This is a genomic window from Pseudomonas sp. fls2-241-TYG-175 (genome assembly GCF_030209155.1).
GTDB lineage: Bacteria > Pseudomonadota > Gammaproteobacteria > Pseudomonadales > Pseudomonadaceae > Aquipseudomonas > Aquipseudomonas viridiflava.
In genome coordinates this window covers 97,587-116,693 of sequence record NZ_JARVSO010000020.1, presented here as the reverse complement: position 1 = coordinate 116,693, position 19,107 = coordinate 97,587, and the positions used below count along the sequence as shown (strand labels likewise).

Annotated in this window: 11 protein-coding genes, 1 tRNA gene and 3 pseudogenes; 7 read left to right on the top strand and 8 right to left on the bottom strand. The window is 58.2% G+C overall.

What is annotated here, in order from left to right; all coding sequences use genetic code 11:
- Positions 1 to 335: 335 nt before the first annotated feature.
- From QRN20_RS15490 to QRN20_RS15470, 5 genes are all read left to right on the top strand, one after another.
- Complete coding sequence (locus tag QRN20_RS15490) at positions 336 to 1,166, top strand: ABC transporter permease (protein ID WP_425335246.1); 831 nt, start codon at positions 336 to 338, stop codon at positions 1,164 to 1,166.
- The gene (locus tag QRN20_RS15485) at positions 1,156 to 2,526 is read left to right on the top strand and encodes an ABC transporter ATP-binding protein (protein WP_217667243.1); all 1,371 of its coding nucleotides are present in this window, start codon (positions 1,156 to 1,158) and stop codon (positions 2,524 to 2,526) included. Before QRN20_RS15490 ends, QRN20_RS15485 begins: the two co-directional genes overlap by 11 nt.
- Positions 2,513 to 6,892, top strand: coding sequence for a glycosyltransferase (locus tag QRN20_RS15480; RefSeq protein ID WP_285360714.1), 4,380 nt, complete (start codon positions 2,513 to 2,515; stop codon positions 6,890 to 6,892). The genes QRN20_RS15485 and QRN20_RS15480 overlap by 14 nt, the downstream gene beginning before the upstream one ends.
- 327 nt (positions 6,893 to 7,219) lie before the next feature.
- Entirely contained in the window at positions 7,220 to 7,840 is a 621-nt protein-coding gene (locus QRN20_RS15475) for a hypothetical protein (RefSeq protein WP_088235972.1), read from the top strand.
- A 171-nt stretch (positions 7,841 to 8,011) separates the two neighbouring features.
- Positions 8,012 to 8,085, top strand: a tRNA-Phe gene (locus QRN20_RS15470).
- 80 nt (positions 8,086 to 8,165) lie between these two features.
- Here the strand turns inward: QRN20_RS15470 and QRN20_RS26915 are convergent.
- Together QRN20_RS26915 and QRN20_RS26910 are read right to left on the bottom strand one after the other, a co-directional pair.
- Positions 8,166 to 8,765: pseudogene (locus tag QRN20_RS26915) on the bottom strand (methyl-accepting chemotaxis protein); the annotation flags it as partial.
- A 303-nt stretch (positions 8,766 to 9,068) separates the two neighbouring features.
- Positions 9,069 to 9,953 (bottom strand): annotated as a pseudogene (locus tag QRN20_RS26910) (methyl-accepting chemotaxis protein); the annotation flags it as partial.
- A 506-nt stretch (positions 9,954 to 10,459) separates the two neighbouring features.
- Between QRN20_RS26910 and QRN20_RS26905 the strand changes: the two are divergent.
- Both QRN20_RS26905 and QRN20_RS26900 read left to right on the top strand, forming a co-directional pair.
- Positions 10,460 to 11,434 (top strand): annotated as a pseudogene (locus tag QRN20_RS26905) (PDC sensor domain-containing protein); the annotation flags it as partial.
- A 69-nt stretch (positions 11,435 to 11,503) separates the two neighbouring features.
- Complete coding sequence (locus QRN20_RS26900) at positions 11,504 to 12,340, top strand: methyl-accepting chemotaxis protein (protein ID WP_374729070.1); 837 nt, start codon at positions 11,504 to 11,506, stop codon at positions 12,338 to 12,340.
- A 435-nt stretch (positions 12,341 to 12,775) separates the two neighbouring features.
- On the opposite strand, the gene QRN20_RS15455 is transcribed toward QRN20_RS26900, so the two are convergent.
- The 6 genes from QRN20_RS15455 to QRN20_RS15430 all read right to left on the bottom strand — a co-directional run bounded on the left by QRN20_RS15455 (position 12,776) and on the right by QRN20_RS15430 (position 19,091).
- The gene (locus QRN20_RS15455; RefSeq protein WP_096767219.1) at positions 12,776 to 13,753 is read right to left on the bottom strand and encodes a DNA replication terminus site-binding protein; all 978 of its coding nucleotides are present in this window, start codon (positions 13,751 to 13,753) and stop codon (positions 12,776 to 12,778) included.
- Between the two features lie 75 nt (positions 13,754 to 13,828).
- Positions 13,829 to 14,074 (bottom strand): hypothetical protein, encoded by a 246-nt coding sequence (locus tag QRN20_RS15450; protein ID WP_004883334.1) that lies wholly within the window; start codon positions 14,072 to 14,074, stop codon positions 13,829 to 13,831.
- A gap of 168 nt (positions 14,075 to 14,242) precedes the next feature.
- Positions 14,243 to 14,431, bottom strand: coding sequence for a YceK/YidQ family lipoprotein (locus QRN20_RS15445; protein WP_080922233.1), 189 nt, complete (start codon positions 14,429 to 14,431; stop codon positions 14,243 to 14,245).
- Complete coding sequence (locus tag QRN20_RS15440; RefSeq protein WP_285360713.1) at positions 14,432 to 14,980, bottom strand: hypothetical protein; 549 nt, start codon at positions 14,978 to 14,980, stop codon at positions 14,432 to 14,434.
- A 298-nt stretch (positions 14,981 to 15,278) separates the two neighbouring features.
- Positions 15,279 to 15,569 carry a hypothetical protein gene (locus QRN20_RS15435; protein ID WP_285360712.1) on the bottom strand — a complete coding sequence of 97 codons (291 nt, stop codon included), beginning with the start codon at positions 15,567 to 15,569 and terminating at the stop codon, positions 15,279 to 15,281.
- Between the two features lie 504 nt (positions 15,570 to 16,073).
- Positions 16,074 to 19,091 (bottom strand): type I restriction endonuclease subunit R, encoded by a 3,018-nt coding sequence (locus QRN20_RS15430; RefSeq protein WP_285360711.1) that lies wholly within the window; start codon positions 19,089 to 19,091, stop codon positions 16,074 to 16,076.
- Positions 19,092 to 19,107 lie beyond the last annotated feature (16 nt).

Below are 19,107 nucleotides of genomic sequence, written 5' to 3'. Positions count from 1 at the left end.
ACTACGGTATTCGCGGACAAGTCCGCTCCCACAAATCGTTTTTCTTCAATGAGTTACAGGTTGTTTGATAAGCGGCGGCTTGCGGGCGATCCGAGCTGTAAACCCATCGAAACACCTGCAACCATCCATCGCCCGACGCATCTGTCCCGCGTATTGGCTGCCACACTGATTTTCGGAAATGCCCTTCGCAGCACTGTCTGTGCGAACCCTTTCCGACGCCTCGACCCCTTCGTTGCGTTTCACGCCTGTGAGTCTGTCTCGGGGGCGGTAGCCATGCCCGTGGCGATCTGAATTTCCCATTGCCTTGATCCTTCCCCCGAAATGCAGGAGCCATCATGTTGAGCGCTCATCTGGCGCCGGCTGCCGGTCCTCTGGATCTGCTGCGCAGCCTGTGGCGTCACCGACAATTGATCATCACCATGACCCGGCGCGAAGTCATTGGTCGTTATCGCGGTTCGGTGATCGGTATCGCCTGGTCGTTTTTCAACCCGGTGCTGATGCTTGCGGTGTACACCTTTGTGTTCTCCGAAGTCTTCCAGGCCCGTTGGGTCGGGCAGGACACCGGCAAGGGCGGGTTTGCCATTCTGTTGTTCGTGGGGATGATCGTGCATGGACTGTTCGCCGAATGTGCGAACCGCGCGCCGTCGCTGATCATGAGCAACGGCAATTTCGTGAAGAAAGTAGTGTTTCCCCTGGAGGTGCTGCCCGTCGTGACGCTGGGCTCGGCCATTTTTCATGCGGGCACCAGCCTTGTCGTACTGCTGCTGGCGCAGTTCATCCTGACCCAGACTCTCTACTGGACGGCGTTCCTGTTCCCGCTGGTGCTGTTGCCGCTGGCCATCGCGACCCTGGGCTTCAGTTGGTTGCTGGCCGCGCTGGGCGTGTACCTGCGTGATGTGGGTCAGGTCATCGGGGTGTTGACCACTGTGTTGCTGTTCCTCTCGCCGGTGCTGTATCCGGTGGCGGCATTGCCTCAGGTCTACCAACCCTGGCTGAAGCTCAACCCGCTGACCTACATCATCGAAGAAAGCCGCAACGTGCTGCTGTTCGGAAACTGGCCGGACTGGCAAAGCCTGGCCCTGGCGATGCTGATCGCCTCTGCAATGGCGGCGGCAGGCTTCGGCTTCTTTCAGAAAGCTCGCAGGGGGTTCGCCGATGTCCTCTGACGAAATCGCGATCAGCGTCCGCGATATTTCCAAATGCTTTTACAGCTACGACCGACCCATGGATCGAGTCCTGCACTCGCTTGTGCCGCGAGTGCAGCGTCGACTTGGCATGCCGGTGAAGAGCTATGGGCAGGCGTTCTGGGCGCTGCGCAATGTCGATTTCGAAGTGCGGCGCGGAGAAACCGTCGGGCTGGTCGGTCGCAACGGCTCAGGCAAATCGACGCTGCTGCAAATCATCTGCGGCACCCTGCGGCCATCCGGCGGCTCGGTTCATACCCAGGGGCGTGTCGCGGCATTGCTGGAGCTTGGATCTGGCTTCAACCCCGAATTTACCGGTCGGGAGAACGTTTACCTGAACGCTTCGGTACTGGGGCTGAGCCGCGACGAAGTCGATCAGCGCTTCGACGCCATTGCCAGGTTTGCCGACATCGGTGACTTCATCGATCAGCCGGTCAAGACCTATTCCAGCGGCATGGCGGTGCGTCTGGCGTTCGCCGTGCAGGCGCAGGTCGATCCGCAGATTCTGATCGTCGACGAGGCGTTGTCGGTCGGCGACGCAAAATTTCAGGCCAAATGCTTTGAGCGGTTGCGACAGCTCAAGCAGAACGGCACCAGCATCCTGTTGGTCACGCATGCCAGCGAACAGGTGGTCACCCATTGCAACCGGGCGATTCTGCTGGAGGGTGGCCGGGTGGAAACGAGCGGCGCGCCGCGTACTGTCGTCAACCGCTACATGGACATTCTGTTCGGCCGCAATCGCCAGATGACACAGGCATCGCCGAGCCCTGTGACAAACGAGTCTCCCGTTCGGCAGCCCGCTGTAAGCGTCCAGAGACCGGTACTGAACTTCGAGCAGGATGCCTTCGAGTCGCGCCCCGGTTTCAATCCACATGAGTACCGTTGGGGCGATGGTGCGGCGATGCTGATGGACTTTCACCTGTCCGTGGAAGGGCGGGAGTTTCCACTCGGTATCGAGCCAGGTGCCGAGGTGCTGTTGCAGGTGGCCATCCGTTTCAACCGGCTCATCAGCCATCCGGTGCTGGGCTTCACGGTCAAGACCAAGGAGGGCGTCACGGTCTATGGCAGCAATTCCTGGCTGCTGGAGTGCGCCGCCAGTCGGCAACTCTACGAGCCGGGTTCGCAACTCAGGGCGTGTCTGAGTTTCAGGAACCGGCTGTCAGCAGGCGATTACTTCATTTCTCTGGGCGTTGCCTCTCGCGAGGGCGAAGAGATCGTTCCCCACGATCGTCGCTACGACGCCATTCACATTGTCGTGGCCCCGACCCCCACGCTGTTCGGACTGGTCGATCTGGCCCTCACCATGGACTTCGATCAGGAACAGCATAATGAGGCACCTTGAGCAGAGCGGATACCGGCTGGACCGGCGTACGGGCGTGTGGGCACGTCCCGATTACGAAGGGCTGGCTTACAGCGATGGCGACGAGCATGAAGAACGTCTGGCCGACATCGTGCGCCAGGCGCAAGACCTGAGCGTGCTTTCAACCGAACTGGGTCAGCACTGCACCGACTGGGTGTCGCTTTATCACCTGGGTCGCGCGCGGGGCAATCTGCTGCGTCCCTTCGAGCATTGCCTGACGGGCAGGGTGCTGGAAATTGGCGCCGGTTGCGGGGCGATCAGCCGGTATCTGGGCGAGTGCGGCGCTACGGTGCTGAGCCTTGAAGGCAGCCTGCGCCGGGCCAGGATCGCGGCCAGCCGGACCCGTGATCTGGACAATGTCACGGTGATTGCCGAGCGGTTCGAGCAGTTCCAGCCGCCGCAACGCTTCGACGTCATCACCCTGATCGGCGTGCTCGAATATGCCAGCCTGTTCAATCAGGGCGATGATCCGGCGCTGGACATGCTGGTCAGGGTCCGCGAACTGCTGGAGCCCGACGGCATCCTGCTGCTGGCGATTGAAAACCAGTTGGGGCTGAAATACTTCGCGGGCGCGCCAGAGGATCATCTGGCCATACCCATGGCTGGCGTGGAAGGACGTTATTCGACCCATGGCCCGCAGACGTTCGGACGCAAACGGCTGACCCACCTTCTTGAGCGGGCCGGTTTCAGCCGTTCGGAATTTCTGTTTCCCGCCCCTGATTACAAACTGCCCAATTCCATCGTCACTCAACGCGGCTTCGAACACCCGGACTTCGATGCCGCCGCGTTGCTGTGGCAGAACGTACGCAAGGACCCGCAACTGCCGGGAGCCACGTTGTTCAATCTGGAGCGTGCCTGGCCCGTGGTGGTCGACAACGGGCTGGGCATGGATCTGGCCAATTCGTTTCTGATTGCCGCGTCCTGTTCGCTGACGCCGCTGGCCATGCCGAACTTGCTGGCGGGGCATTACAACGTCAGTCGCAAGCCCGGCTACTGCAAGCAAACCCTGTTCATCGAAACACCGGACGACATCGAAGTGCGGCATGAGCCGTTGCGCTCGGACGGTGCGCCCCACAAGGACTTTCGCCATGTGCTCTCGCGTGTCGATCCCTATCGGCGCGGCAGCGTGCTCAGCCAGCAGTTTCTTGAAATCGCCAGCACGCCCAACTGGACCGTCAGACAGTTCGGTGCGTTTGTGGCGCGCTATTGTCAGGCGTTAAGGGATCTGCTGGCCGGGCAGGGTCACGAGTTGCCATTGCAGCGTCTGGATGAACGGCTGCCCGGCGTACTCATCGATGCCGTACCGCAGAACATCATCCTCGACGCGGACGACCGGCCCACACTGATCGACATTGAATGGGAGGCCGCTGCGGGTATCGAACTGGGACATCTGTTGATACGCGCGCTGTTGCTGCTGATCGCCAGTGCCTCGCCGTTCTGCAGCAGTGTGATGCCACTGACGCGCAGGCAGTTCGTCACCGAAACACTGTTTCACGCAGGACTGGAAATCACCCCGGCGCAACTGGACGGTTTCATCGAACAGGAAGCGCATTTTCAGGCTTTCGTGACTGGCCTTGAGGCGAGCCGTTTTCTCAACTGGGAGGCGGACCGGATCATCAATCAGCGGGTGTCGCCGACCGCTCCCAAAATACAGGCCCGGCTGTATTACAGCGATGAGGCGGGTAACTTTAAAGAGGAATCAGCACTGAACCTTGAAGTGCTGCCCGGTCACCAGCACCTGCGGTTTTCGCTGAGCAGCATTGAAACCTTACCTCGATCATTGCGGCTCGATCCGGTCGACCGGCGCATGACCTTTTCGCTGGACAACCTGCAAATTGAAAAGGAGCAGACAGTGATCTGGCAGTGGGATGCTCAGACCGCAGCGCTGCCTTCGGTATCAGGTCTGCAAGAGGTGGAGCGCACTGGATCCTCTCTGCTGTTCGTCAGCCTTGACGATGACCCCTATCTGCAACTGCCCGTCGACCTGTCGCAACGTCACGACATCCGCGAGCTGGTGCTGACCGTTGATCTGGTGCTGTACACCGATGAAGTCATTGCCCGCCGCATCAGTCAGGGACTCAACTGGAGCCAGCAGCACGAGACCTCATTGCGCACGGCCGTGCAGCCCCTGTCCGATCAGATTCAGGCCCTGACGCGGCGGGTGAGTGAACTGGACAGCGCCACGCAACTGATCGAACGGCATGTGATCGAGGGCGAGATCGGCACCATTCAGACCGTCGAGCGGTTGCTGAATGAAAAGGGTCATGACCTGCGTGAACGTGAGGACCTGATCAGGCAGCTGCAGAGTGCGATGCTCGAGTTGCAGCGTGAAAAGGACACGCGCATTCATCAACTGAATCTGCGCATCCATGAGCTGGAGAATTCCTACAGCCGCAGGCTGGCTGCGCCGATTCGGCATACGGTTTTGAGCACACATCGTTTGGTCATAGCCTCGCGGCGCCTGCCTGCGCTGATTCGCCAGGGCGGCGGGTTGAAGGCCACCACACGGCGCGCCACCACGGTACTGCGCGAGCATGGTGTGCGTGGTCTTATCGAACGCGTGCGCGGGTTCAATACCGTGGGTCACGCTGCGGCACCTGAAAACGAGGCACCTGACCGTCATGATTACGCGGCGTGGATCAAACGCTATGACACGCTGAATGACAGCGCTCGTGACGCCATGCTGGAAGAGATCGGCAACTGGGAAAATCCTCCGCTGATCTCGGTCATCATGCCGGTCTTCGATCCGCCGCTGGATATGCTCCGTGAGGCCATCGACAGCATCAGGCAGCAGGTCTATCCGCACTGGGAACTGTGCATCGCCGACGACGCTTCCCGGCAACCCGCAGTACGCGACTTTCTCAGGAAAGTGCAGCGTCAGAGCGCACAGATCAAAATCATGCTGCGCAGCGAAAACGGTCATATCCCGGCGGCCAGTAATTCAGCGCTGGATCTTGCCCGTGGGCGATACATCGCGCTCATGGACCATGATGATCTGCTGCCGGAGCACGCCTTGTACTGGGTGGCTCGCGCCATCGTCCACAACCCGGATGCCGGGGTGATCTATTCGGACGAAGACAAGATCGATCAGCAGGGAGCCCGAAGTGCCCCGTACTTCAAATCCGACTGGAATGCCTTTCTGTTCCGTTCACAGAACATGATTTCTCACCTGGGCGTGTATCAGCGCGATCTGGTCAATCGTGTGGGCCGCTTCAGGGAAGGGTTCGAAGGTTCGCAGGATTACGATCTGGCGTTGCGCTGCACGGAAAAACTGAGTGCCGCGCAGATCGTCCATATTCCCCGCGTGCTTTATCACTGGCGTATCCATGCAGGCAGCACGGCCGTGGCGTCGGATGAGAAGCCGTACGCGGTCCATGCCGCGGTGAAAGCGTTGAACGATCATCTGCATCGCACGGGACGAAAGGGTGAGGTCGAGTTGTTGCCTTTTGGCATGTATCGGGTGCATTACACGCTGCCAGAGCCTGCACCGTTGGTGAGCCTCATCATCCCGACCCGCAATGCATGGGCCTTGCTCAAGCAATGCATCTACAGCATCCAGCGCCTGACCACCTATCCGCATTATGAAATCATCGTGATCGATAACGGCTCGGACGAAGCCGAGTCGCTGGCGTATTTCGCGCAGATCGATCAGCAGCCCGATATCCGCGTTCTGCGGGACGACGGGCCGTTCAATTATTCAGCGTTGAACAATCGGGCGGTCAGCCAGGCGCTCGGTGAATTGGTCGGGCTGATCAACAACGATATCGAGGTTATCTCGCCGGACTGGCTGGATGAGATGGTCTCGCTGGCGTTGCAGCCAGGCGTCGGGGCCGTCGGCGCGCGGCTGTGGTTTCCCGATGATCGGCTGCAGCATGGCGGGGTCGTTCTCGGTATCGGCGGCATTGCCAACCATGCGCACAAGTTTCTGCCCCGAGGCGAATATGGCTATTTCGCCCGTGCGGTGCTGATTCAGGAGTTTTCTGCGGTGACGGCGGCGTGTCTGGTGATCAGGAAAAAAGTCTTCGAGCAGGTCGGCGGGCTTGACGAGGTCAACCTGAAAATAGCGTTCAACGATGTCGACTTCTGCCTGCGGGTTCAGGAGGCCGGATACGTCAACGTCTGGACACCGTATGCCGAGTTGTACCACTACGAGTCGGCGACCCGAGGTTTCGAGGACTCGCCGGAAAAACAGGAACGCTTCAATGATGAAGTGGCTTACATGGCCCGGCGCTGGCCGAATATCAAAGGCGACTATGCCTACAACCCCAACCTGACGCTGGACGACATCGATTTCGGGCTGGCCTGGCCTCCGCGTGCTTCTGACTGGAAAGGTCCGGGGCTGCGTTGACCCTCAACTGGGGCTTTTCACTGTCGAGTGCAGCAACGATCCCGCCACCGGTCGGGGCAACCTTCAATGCATCAAGGGGGATCGTATTCGCCATCATGAAATGAGCCTGACTGTTCAGGAAGCATTAGCGGGTACGGCTGATGGACTACAGTTAAGTACAGTGCGCGACGAAGTTCCAGAGCCTAACAGTGTTAAAGAATTGAACACTGTTTTGTACGCTCATCACTGAAACAGTGTCCATTTATATAACAGCGCAGGGCGGCCGTTGCCGGTTCGGTTCATCGCGCTCCTGCGTCAGGTCTTTAAACTTTCAAGTCGAAGCTACCCATGAACACATCGTCTGAAATCGATATTTCAGGTCTGAGGTGTTACGACAAAACTGTCGAAGCTGTCACCTATAGCGTTCCACGCGGCATTACCCGAGAGGCTCGCGGTCGTGTCTGGATCGTCCGTGTCCTGAAGAACAAACAGGTGCAGGTCTACGCGCGTTTTCCGGACTTGCGTTACAGCGGCACCCGCCGGGCGCTGAACGCCGCCATCATTCACCTGATCCACAGCGGCCACGCCTGGCGGCGCGAGGACGTGCTGCAGCTCAACGAGCACGCGGCCGTGCACTGGCGCAAGCGCAGCGGGGTCGGCCTGTGCGCCGTGGCCTACGTGACCCGCCCGGGACCGGGCCGTGGTGAAACGTTCTTTCTTTCAACTTACAAACGCGTCGCCAGCGGACGGGGTCTGGACAAGTTTCGATCCCGCTTGATAGACGTGCTCGAGAACGCTTATGCCATACACCACGAAGGACCTGATATTCCTTATTCGATACAGAAGAAGATCCGGCAGGACATTGACCAGTTGATGGACAGCGATTATTACCGTGCTTTTTTGGAGGCGGGGAAAAGGAAGGCCGATCATATTGCGGTGGTTGATTATGTTGAGCGGCTATCGCGTTAAAGAATGATCTGAATTTGAGCGGGTTGAGGTATTAGCTTCGTTGAAATGCAGCGCATTCGATATAAAAACTGATAGTTCTTACAGTAGTCGGAATCTTGGTGGGTTGGCAGAATGAAGCCATCAGACGGTCGAGCAGATAAATGATGTTCTGACGACACATTTGATAACGTTGCCCGGATCGCCCAGTTGGTAGGGCGCCGTATGAAACACTACGGAGGTCGGTGGTTCGAGTCCACCTCCGGGCACCTTCTTCATTTCAGGTGCACCTGTCACTCTGAACAATCAAGCCCGGTCATGCCGGGCTTGATTCATTCTGCAACCTGCCTCAAATCTTGAAGTGGCTGACCATCGTCTGCAGTTGTCCGCCCAGGCGTGCGAGTTCGACGCTGGAGGCGGCGGTTTCTTCACTGGCCGAAGCGGTCTGCTCGGACACGTCGCGAACGTTGATGATGCTGCGGCTGATTTCCTCGGCCACAGCACTCTGCTCTTCAGCGGCTGCCGCGATCTGCTGGTTCATTGCCTGAATGTTGGAAACCGTCTGCGTGATGCTGTTCAGCGAGGTCCCGGCCTTGCGGCTGAGCTGCACGCTGCTGACCGTCAGATCACGGCTGCTGAGCATGATGCTGGACACCTGGCGTGTACCGTTCTGCAGCGCAGCGACCAGATTCTCGATTTCCTCGGTGGACTGCTGAGTGCGTTGCGCAAGGCCACGCACCTCGTCCGCCACTACTGCGAAGCCACGTCCGGCTTCACCGGCACGCGCGGCTTCGATGGCGGCGTTGAGTGCCAGCAGGTTGGTCTGCTCGGCGACCGCCTTGATCACGTCCATCACCTTGCCGATCTTGTCGCTTTCCTGCTCCAGCAACGTCATGGCGTCGGAAGAACGCACCACTTCGGCCGCCAGTTTTTCGATCTGGCCGATGGCTTCACTCACCACCTGATCACCTGCACGCGCTTCCTTGTCGGCAGTCGACGCCGCTTCGGAAGCCTGCTCGGCGTTGCGCGCCACTTCGGCGACCGTGGCCGACATTTCGTGCATGGCCGTCGCCACCTGATCGGTTTCGACTTTCTGGCTGTTCACACCGGCGCTGGTCTGTTCGGTCACGGCCGACAATTCCTCGGCGGCGCTGGCGATCTGCACCACGCTGTCGCGGATACCGCCAATCAGCTCGCGCAAGGTGGTGCCCATGCGCTGGATGCCCTGTTGCAGCACGCCCAGTTCATCGCGACGGGTCACGACCATGGTCTGCGACAGGTCGCCCGACGCGATACGGTCGACCACCGCCATGGTTTCCTGCAGAGGACGAGTGATCTGACGCGTGATGATCACAGCGGCAATGATGCCCAGAATCATGGCCAGCAAGGTGCAACCGATCTGCATGTTGCGAGCCTGAGCGCTTTCCACGTCGCGGCGATCCAGTTGCAGCTGATACATGGCCTCGCTGAGCTTGACGATGTCCTGCCCCTGTACGGTCATTTCCTTACGCGCCTGGGCGATGTCGCCGCTGGACGTCTTGAAGTTCTGCAAGGTGGTGCGATAGGCCTGCAGGGATGTTTCCAGTTGCTTGAGTGCGTCGGCATGGGTAGTGCCGAACGTTGCTTTCAACTGATCGAGGTTCTTGATCGCGTCATCCAGCTTGCCTGCGGCAGACTGTTCGTTTTCCGGCGAGATGTCCGTCAGGTAACCGCGGACTTCATAGCGCGCCTGCATCAGGTCTTCCTTGGCACCGACAATTAGCTCGTACTGGTCGAAACGGCTTTCATCGGTGGTGTCCAGCTTCTTCACGTCGGCCAGAATCCGGTCCAGCATTTCGGTGGCCTTGGTGGCATGAACCGTCAGATCCTTGCGCAATGCGATGCTGGTCTTGTAGCCGCTGCGCATGTTGTTCAGGGATTTCTGATAATCAGCGATCACCACGCCCAGCTGCTGGAGCATCTGCACGTTCGCGGGGCTCTTGAACGAGGTCAGCAGCTTTTCCTGGTAGGCCTTGAAGCCGTCCAGCGAGACCTGAACGGTTTCGGCGACCTTTTCATCGCCGTCGGCCACCATGTATTGCAGGCGTGTTACCCGTAACTTGGTCAGCTGCGCGTTCAGCGAGGTGATGTCGCTCATCCAGTTGCTGCGGTCGATCAGCCCACTCAGGCTGCTCCATCCCGTGAGCGCAAGAATGGCAGTAAAAACAAGTACAAGCCCGAATCCGAGGGCCAGCTTCATATTCACGCTGATGTTCGCGAACCAGCTGTTCATGATGTTCTCCAGTACAACATTGTAAAAAGTAAGGCCTTTGGGGGATTTAACGTGAATACGACCGCCGAGGCATTGGATACAGACCCTATCGGCAGCATCCCGCCAAGCTGAAATTAAAAAATACAATTAATTAAAACCGTCTGTCCCCCTTTCACAGGCTTTCTTTCGTTGCCCGACGCGGCTATAAAGGGCGCCTCGAGAACATTGAAACAGCCTGGCCCTGTCATTAAACAGTCGCCAGAATGCTGCCTGTGCTCGCACCGTGAAAAGGCTGTGGAAGTTTGAACACATGGAGTGTTCATGGAAAACAACTTTGTATGGCCCCTTATCCGATTCCTCGGACCTGCCTATACCTTTAGAGATGCTTTGAAATGACTTTGAAGTTTCGTCATAAAATCCTGCTGGCGGCATCGGGCGTTGTCGTTCTGGCGTTCGTTCTGTTCACGCTTTACAACGATTACCTGCAGCGCGCGACCATCAATCAGAACCTCGAATCCTCAGTGGGGCAGGCCGGACAACTGACCGCCAGCAGCGTGCAGAACTGGTTGGGCGGACGCATTCTGGTCCTGGAAAACCTGACCCAGGACGTGGCCTATCAAGGCGTTGGCTCGGACCTGAGCGGGCTGGTTTCCCAGTCGTCGCTGGTCTCGACCTTCCAGTTCACTTACGTCGGTGACAGCAAGGGCACCTTCACCCAGCGTCCCAATGTCGAGATGCCGGCCGGTTACGATCCCCGTCAGCGCCCCTGGTACAAATCCACGGTTGATGCGGGGAACACCATCATCAGCGCGCCCTACCTGGCCTCGGTGGGCGGCCTGGTCGTGACCATCGCCAGTCCGATCAAGATCAACGGCCAACTGGCCGGTGTGGCGGGCGGCGACCTGAGCCTCGATACGCTGGTGAAGATCATCAACTCGGTGGAATTCGGCGGCATGGGCTATGCGTTTCTGGTCAGTGGTGACGGTCAGGTGATCGTCAGCCCCGACAAGGAACAGGTCATGAAGAACCTGAAGGACATCTATCCCGGCCAGACGCTGAGCCTGGACAAGCGTCTGCGTGAGGTCACGTTGAATGGCCAGCAACGCATCCTGTCGTTCACCCCGATCACCGGCCTGCCATCGGCTGACTGGTACATCGGCCTGTCGATCGACAAGGACAAGGCCTACGCGCCACTGAGCCAGTTCCGTAGCTCTGCCATCGTTGCCGGCCTGATCGCAGTGATCGTGATCGCCATGCTGCTGAGCCTGCTGATTCGTGCGCTGATGCGCCCGCTGACCGACATGGGCCGTGCCATGCAGGACATCGCGCAGGGTGAGGGCGACCTGACCCGTCGCCTGAGCATTCAGGGCCGCGACGAGTTCGCCGATCTGGGCAGCTCGTTCAACCAGTTCGTCGAGCGTGTCCACGCCTCCATTGTGGAAGTGTCCTCCGCCACGCTGCAGGTGCATGATCTGTCGCAGCGCGTGGTGCAGTCGTCCAACTCCTCGATCATTGGCTTCGACGAGCAGAGCGCGCGTACCAACAGCGTCGCCGCAGCCATCAACGAACTGGGCGCTGCCACCCAGGAAATCGCCCGCAACGCCTCGGATGCCTCCATCCAGGCCAGCGAAGCGCGCACCCAGGCCGAAGACGGTCAGGTGGTGGTGGAAAAAACCATCCACGCCATGAGCGAGCTGTCGACCAAGATCAGCGATTCCTGCACCCAGATCGCCCAGCTCAACGCCAGCACCGACAACATCGGGCAGATCCTGGACGTGATCAAAGGCATCTCGCAGCAGACCAACCTGCTGGCCCTCAACGCCGCCATCGAAGCTGCGCGCGCCGGTGAAGCCGGTCGTGGCTTTGCCGTGGTGGCCGATGAAGTGCGTAACCTTGCGCACCGCACTCAGGTGTCTGCCGACGAGATCCACAAGATGATCGGCGAGCTGCAGACCGGCTCCCAGGACGCCGTGGTGAACATGAACGAGAGCCAGGCATCCAGCCAGGGCAGCGTCGAAGTCGCCAACCAGGCCGGCAACCGCCTGCGCGACGTGACCCGCCGCATCGGCGAAATCGACGGCATGAACCAGTCGGTTGCCGCTGCGACCGAAGAGCAGACGGCCGTGGTGGAAACGCTCAACATCGACATCAATCAGATCAACTCGCTCAACCAGCAGGGCGTCGCCAACCTCAACGAAACCCTCAAGGATTGCGCTGCACTTTCCCAGCAGGCCGGACGTTTGAAACAACTGGTGGCCAGCTTCAAGATATAACTCGAGGCGTCATCGTAACGAAAAGGGCCGTCCATGTGACGGCCCTTTTTTGTTGGTTAGCGGTGATAACGTTCTGTATGGAAAATAAGTGTAGAACTGATCGTTATCCATTCCCAACTGGGTGAATTTCGATGGGAGGTGAAGGCTGTTTTAACGTTATTCGTGAAGGTAATTAACGGCTTGAAAAGTCTGACTTATTGCTGTGCTCTTGGCCGTATTTAAAATGGCTTTGCTCATCTCGCCAGGTGTTGTTGGAAACATGGATCCAGATACCGTAGGTGTATTCGTTCAAAACTGTTCAATGTTTAGAAAGGCAACCACTGTTCGTCGGATTTTTATGTTTATTGAACGAGCAGATTAATAACCAGCGGTTTCTTTTTATTAGTCGCTCCTGCCAGACAGCTCATGTATCCATGGCAGGAGTCACCTCCGGGTTTACTCATCATCCGCCTTGTTCTGATTCCGATCCGAATAAGTCGACGCCACTGCGCTCGGCTTGCTGACCACCGCAGCCGACTTGCGCTGACCCACCAGATCATCCGGATTCAAAAACAGATTCATGCGCGGGATCACCTCGATACGCGGCTTCTTGTCCGGCCGCTCAGCCTGGCGCGTATGCCGGTTGAAGTGACGAAGCTCATGCACGTCGATGGGCTCTTCGCCTGCCAGCACAAACATCGGCAGGTTGCTGTGGATCATCGCGTCGTAACGGGAGCTGGCCGAGAAATACACCATCGCCCTGGGATGCGGCGCCACCTTCTTGTACTTGATGAGACTCGCCTGATCCGACAGATTGACGATGCGCCGCAGCTCGGCGCCCGCCGACGTCTGCTCGATGGCCACGCGGTCTTTCGACGCCTGCTGCTCGGCCGCCTTGCTCAACTGCTCCCGAACCTTGCTCACCGCCACCCGCTCGCCGCCGGTCGTGTGCCCGGCCCAGGTGAACACGATCAGGCGAGGGCAGATATCGAACACCTGCGTATGACGCCCCAACTGCTTCATGCTGAACATCGGCCCCAACGCCTGACGCAGAATCTTCGACCGCGCCGTGGTCGCCAGATTGAGCTCGATCCGCGTCTGCTCGACCGCCGCCATCAAGTCATCCTTCAGCTGATTGATCTCCTTCACCCAAGGCAACACGCTGCGGCTCAACGCGAAATAACCCGGCAACCGCATCACCGTCCCCGGCGCCTGACCTGGAAGGCGCTCAAACAACGTCATCGCCCGAATTGCCGCCTCAATCGCCGCCTGACCCTCCAGCGGCTGCACCTCGATCAGATCCAGCGCCTTCTGCTGCGCCAGCACCGGCAACTGCCACACCTGACCATGAACCACCCACTGAGGCCACATCTGATTGAATGCCGTTATCTTACTGACCAGACGGGCGTGGACAGTCGTTATATCGACGTACATGGTGATCTCCGAAAAATCTAATACCACCCCCAGTGTAGCGCGTGATTTTGTACATGCATGGAGTATGGGACGGGATCAGTCCTTGGGAAGTTCGTCCAGCTTGGCCTCTACCGCGTCATCGAAAATGATGAACAGCGCCTCAGCGTCTGACGAGCGCAGCTTTCGTGTGCTTTCCAGGCTTTGGATAAGCTCGATCTGGATGGCGCGCTCGGCCTCCAGGTCCTCGCGTGTGCTGGTAGCGTTGAGGGCGCGGAGGAGGTCGTTCATCTGGTCGCGGATGGGTTTCTGGAGTCGCAGGAGGTCTAGTTTTTCTTGGGGCATGGGTTGCTATCTCTTGGGGGCTGCTGGCGAGGCGAGCGATGCGTCTGCTTTTCACCATGCTCCCCGCAGCTAAGCGGGAAGCCTTAGTATTGATCAGGTATGGTACAGCCAGCTTCGTTGTTCAGCCGAGAGATTACTGTCTCCATACGTCAGCAGGCTGATCCTCGATCAGTCACTTAACCGACTGGCTACGACGGATCCTCGCTCCGATTGCAGGTAAATGGTGTAGGGCAGAACGAGTGTGTCTGCCACGCCCGAGAGAACCATATCGGCAAGTATCAGCGACACACTGGGTCTCACCTCTTGAGCCCTAAAGGCTCTAGGTGCTTCATTAAGCGCGCAGAAATCAAGCGACACCTACTTCACAAACTCAATCTTCTTCACGAAGATCAACGAGTCCTCGGCAGCAGGCCCGGCGATGCGTTCGTTGTTGAGCTCGCTGGCAACAGTGACCTTCACAGTCTTGCCAACCATGCTCGGCAACAAGGTCGCTTCGCTTTCATCTTCTGCCACAAACCATTCACCACATTGCCCATCGCAATAAGCCGTGAACCTTCGGCCGTCATTGACCAACACCGTGATGGTGTAGTCATCGATGCCACCGCCATTAATCAACGCGCCCTGCAAGGTTTCCGGTTTGGACAGGTTGAAATGGCAATAGGCAGGCGCGTTAGGATCATCGCCCAACAAACCACAACCGCGCTCGACCTCACTGTTGATCATCCCGCAGTTGTTGGCCGCGTTGCACGGCGGGTGGGTTGCAGGGGAGACGTTGATGCATTGTTTGACCAGAGACTCAGCGCGTTTTGGACCGATGGCCTCGGCGCAGGATTTGTCGGCGGCGTTGGCTTGGAATGACGCGAGGAGGGTGATGAGCAGGGCGAGGGTGAGGGCTCTTGGGTGCATGACGTGTCCGCTGGCGAGTGGGAAATGCGTCAGCGATATCGACCTTCAATTTCTCGACCGAGGCAGCAGGCTTCTGGCGTGTATCGCTGGCCTCATTATTTTGGCATTTGCTGAGGAGGTTGTGGGGGGGTTGTTGTTCAAGGCTCTCCGCAAGCAGTTGAACCATCGATTCAGTGCGGCCCGCCCACGTCGACTTCGATCAACGGGGCGGGTCGGCTTTTATCTGCATCAACACATGCCTTTCCAATCTGAAGCTGTTGGAGGTCAGAAGACATTTCTCGCATGTCTGGGCAGTGACCTACCACTGCCCCGTGAGCAGGCACGTCATGGCTTGAATGCCACTGAACATGTACCACGGATCCGGGTCCTGGCAACTGTCCTGGAAAATGGCCACGTTGAGAGGCTGAGCGCTCTCGATCTGACTCACAGTGACAAACGGGCTTGGCGCAGTCTGCGTGGTAACGACATGGTCTGTCGCAGACCTTTCAGCAACGATCACTGATGCGGGAGTGGTACTCGCCTGCACGGCGGTAATGCCCGTCAGGCTCAGAACTGCGCTGACGGCTAGCCATCGAGTTAGCTTATTCATAACAAGTCCCTATACGTTTTGAGGATGACCGCCTGTGGCAGGCGGCAGTGATAAAAGTAGGGGATGGGGGAGGTTGGGGCTATAGCTCGGATGTGCTAGTGGCTTGGTGCTGGCTTGGTGGGTGGGGAGAGGGGGTGAGAAGGTTCAACAGGTTGTGTCAGGCGAGGGCAGAACTTGATTTCGGGTGGGTGTGCAGACCAGAAAATGCCTTGCGAAAGGTACAGAGAAGCACTCGAGCGTGGCTTAAAATGCTTTTTTATATAGCTTGGTGGGCCGGGGGGATTTGAAACAGCTCTGTAGCCATCTGTTTTTATTGGCTAATAATTAATCAGATAAACTCCTTGGAATACCAGCTGGAATGCTGCGTGGCCTGGCTTCCGATGGACGGTCATTGTTGAGTTCGGCCCCCTGCAGGACTTCGAGGTTAAAGCTCCATGCGAATGGGCGTGACGGCTTTAGCCGTATGGACCGGACATGCTGAGACACACCGAGCTTGCACATATCTCAGCCCAGCATGCCCCTCATGCTCTGCTGCAACGAAGACTTGAGCGCTTCATCACTGGCTACCAGCCGGTAAAGCTCTAGGTCCTGGCGGCGGCGTATCAGCATGACTTCCTCGAAAATCTTCTCGAACGCCAGTGCACGGTGGTCTTCGTCCTGGCTCTTTTGGTACTTCGGCTCAAAGTCCGGATGCTCCTGAATGCCCTTTAGAATGCTCAGGAACTTCACGCGCTTTTCTTCCGTGGTCACCCCCCAGCCCTGGAACCAACGCTCGTTGAAGCTCTGGATGATTTGGTCCAGCAGGTCTTTTTCCTGCTCACCAGTATGTACCCCGCGCGGATTTGGGTTGGCTGGGTCCAGCTCGGTTTCCGCGTCATCCAACGCAATGCTGTGGTTCAACTTGACGCGTTCCAGCCCATAGGACGCGAGGTCGACCGAGTTGAGCAGAGCGTCGATTTCGTCGGCGTCTTTGTCCTGCACTTTGAGTTTCGGGATCAGGAACTTGAGGAACCAGAAAAGCTTTTCCCAGGCCACAATCTCATACGGCATGATCGAGGCCATCTGGCCGTAGATCTTCACAAACTGCTTGGCCTTGATTTTGAAATCGACCTTTGCCTCATCCTCCAACTCTAGTTCCACGTCGAAACGCTCGGCGGCGATATCGATAAGCACAGCGAGCTTTTCGGCATCGACGTTGTCGAAATACTGCGTGGCGAATGCCTCTACTTCCGGCCACTCGTAGACACCGACCTCGTCCAACTGGTCCTTGAGTTCGTGCAGCACATTGATATCCGTTGCTCCGGACAGGCTGGTGGCCGTGTAAAACGGGTCGAAGGAGGCTTTTATGTCCTCCACCTGGTTGAAGAAATCCAGAACGAACAGGTCTTCGGTCTTCTTGGCCCACTTCGGCGCGGCACGATTAAGGCGCGACAGCGCTTGCACAGCGAGTACGTACTGCAGCTTCTTGTCCACGTACATGGCACACAGCTTAGGCTGATCGAAGCCTGTCAGGTACTTGTTGGCCACTACCAGCAATCGGTATTCGTCGGTGTCGAACTTGTCTCGCGTATCCGCTTCGGCGAAGCCGTTGATGCCGGCTTCGGTGTACTCGATACCATCAACCAATTTTTCGCCGGAGAAGGCAATTAGCGCCTTGAACGGGTTGCCGCGCGCTGCCAGCAAGCGGCTGATGGCCTTGTGATAACGGATGGCGGCTTCGATGTTTTGGGTTATGACCATGCCCTTGGCCTGGCCCTTAAGCTTTTTCGGCGTGACCACCTGCTCAATAAAATGCTCCAGCATCACCTCAGCCTTAACGTCGATGGTCTGCTGGTCGCGTTCGACATAGGCGCGTAGCTTCTTCTGTGCTTTCAGCGTGTCAAACAGCGGATTGTCCTCGATGGACTTCTGAATTTCGTAGTAACTGCGGTACGTGGTGTAGTTGGCCAGCACATCGAGGATAAAGCCCTCTTCAATGGCCTGCTTCATCGAGTACAGGTGGAAGGGCGCGAAGCGGCCATCGGCCTGCTGCTCGCCGAACTTCTCCAGCGTGCTGTTCTTCGGCGTGGCGGTGAAGGCAAAGTACGAGGCATTTCCGCGCATCTTGCTGTTCTTGATGGCGCTGAGGATCTTCTCCTGAGTGTCGTCTTGCTCGTCGCCGCCCATCACCTTGTTCATCGTGCCGTGGCTGCTACCGTCCTGCGAGCTGTGCGCCTCGTCGATGATCACGGCAAAGCGTTTGCCGGCCATGTCGTCGATGCCATCCACGATCACCGGGAATTTCTGGATGGTGGTAATGATGATTTTTTTTCCCTGCTCCAGCGCCCGCTGGAGGTCAGAGGACTTCAGCGCCGGAGCGATGATGTTTTTCACCTCGGAGAACTCGCGTAGGTTCTCGCGCAATTGCTTGTCCAGCAGGCGGCGGTCAGTCACCACAATCACCGAGTCGAACAGCGGCGCATCTAGAGCGCGCGCGCCGACAACCTCCAGCGAAGCCGGATAGGTTTCTATCAACTGATAGGCCGCCCAGGTGATGGAGTTCGATTTGCCCGAGCCGGCCGAGTGCTGGATCAGGTAGCGCTGACCCACACCATGCTGGCTGGCATGCGTCACTAGGCGGCGCACCACATCCAGTTGGTGGTAGCGCGGGAAGAACAGCGTACGCTTGGCCAGTGGCATCTTGCTGCTGCCGTCCAGGCGCACAAAGTGCTGGATGATGTTGGCCACACTTTCGCGGCTGAAAACCTCCTGCCACAGGTAGGAGCTCTTGTGCCCGGCGGGGTTGGGCGGGTTGCCAGCCCCGTGGTTATGGCCCTTGTTGAATGGCAGGAAGAAGGTCGCGACACCGGCCAACTTGGTGATCATGTAGACCTCGTCGGTGTCTACCGTCATGTGCACTAGGCAGCGGCCGAATTGCAGCAGCGGCTGGCCCGTGTCGCGGTCCTGCTTGTACTGCTTTTGCCCGTGATAACGGGCGTTCTGGCCCGTCCAGGGGTTCTTCAGCTCCAGCGTGGCGAAGGGCAAGCCATTGATGAACAGTACCAGGTCGATCTCTTCCAGCGGATTACTCAGGGAGTAACGCACCTGGCGGGTGCTGCTGAAGATATTCGCCGCAAACTGCTGTTTGACCCGCTCCGAACTGCTGGCAAGTGGCGCGGGGTACATCAGGTTGAAGTGCACATCGTCGATGGCCAGGCCGCGCTTGAGCAGGTGCAGCACGCCGTACTTCTTCGCCAGCCGGTCGAAGCGTTCGAGGATGCGCAGATCCCAATCGTCGTAGCGTTGCTTGAGACGCTCCAACTCATCGCTCTGGCTGGCCTCAAGAAACTGCCACAAGCAACGGCTATCCACGGCATAGCGGGCATTGAAATCCGGAGCGCGGCCCAATTGATACCCGTGGTTGACGCCCGCCGGCACGGGCACCGCGCTGTCACGGACCACCGCCTGCTCTTCTAGGCAAGTGCCGGTCAGGTATTTCTCGATGCTAGCTTCCAGCGCTTGTTCGTTGGTCTTGCTTACCATGCCGGCTTCCTTGTGC

Coding starts and splice junctions, on each gene's coding strand:
- QRN20_RS15455 (WP_096767219.1), bottom strand. CDS start 13,753: ATGTACGTCGATATAACGACTGTCCACGCCCGTCTGGTCAGTAAGATA.
- QRN20_RS15435 (WP_285360712.1), bottom strand. CDS start 15,569: ATGAATAAGCTAACTCGATGGCTAGCCGTCAGCGCAGTTCTGAGCCTG.
- QRN20_RS15440 (WP_285360713.1), bottom strand. CDS start 14,980: ATGCACCCAAGAGCCCTCACCCTCGCCCTGCTCATCACCCTCCTCGCG.
- QRN20_RS15490 (WP_425335246.1), top strand. CDS start 336: ATGTTGAGCGCTCATCTGGCGCCGGCTGCCGGTCCTCTGGATCTGCTG.
- QRN20_RS15450 (WP_004883334.1), bottom strand. CDS start 14,074: ATGCCCCAAGAAAAACTAGACCTCCTGCGACTCCAGAAACCCATCCGC.
- QRN20_RS15475 (WP_088235972.1), top strand. CDS start 7,220: ATGAACACATCGTCTGAAATCGATATTTCAGGTCTGAGGTGTTACGAC.
- QRN20_RS15480 (WP_285360714.1), top strand. CDS start 2,513: ATGAGGCACCTTGAGCAGAGCGGATACCGGCTGGACCGGCGTACGGGC.
- QRN20_RS15430 (WP_285360711.1), bottom strand. CDS start 19,091: ATGGTAAGCAAGACCAACGAACAAGCGCTGGAAGCTAGCATCGAGAAA.
- QRN20_RS15485 (WP_217667243.1), top strand. CDS start 1,156: ATGTCCTCTGACGAAATCGCGATCAGCGTCCGCGATATTTCCAAATGC.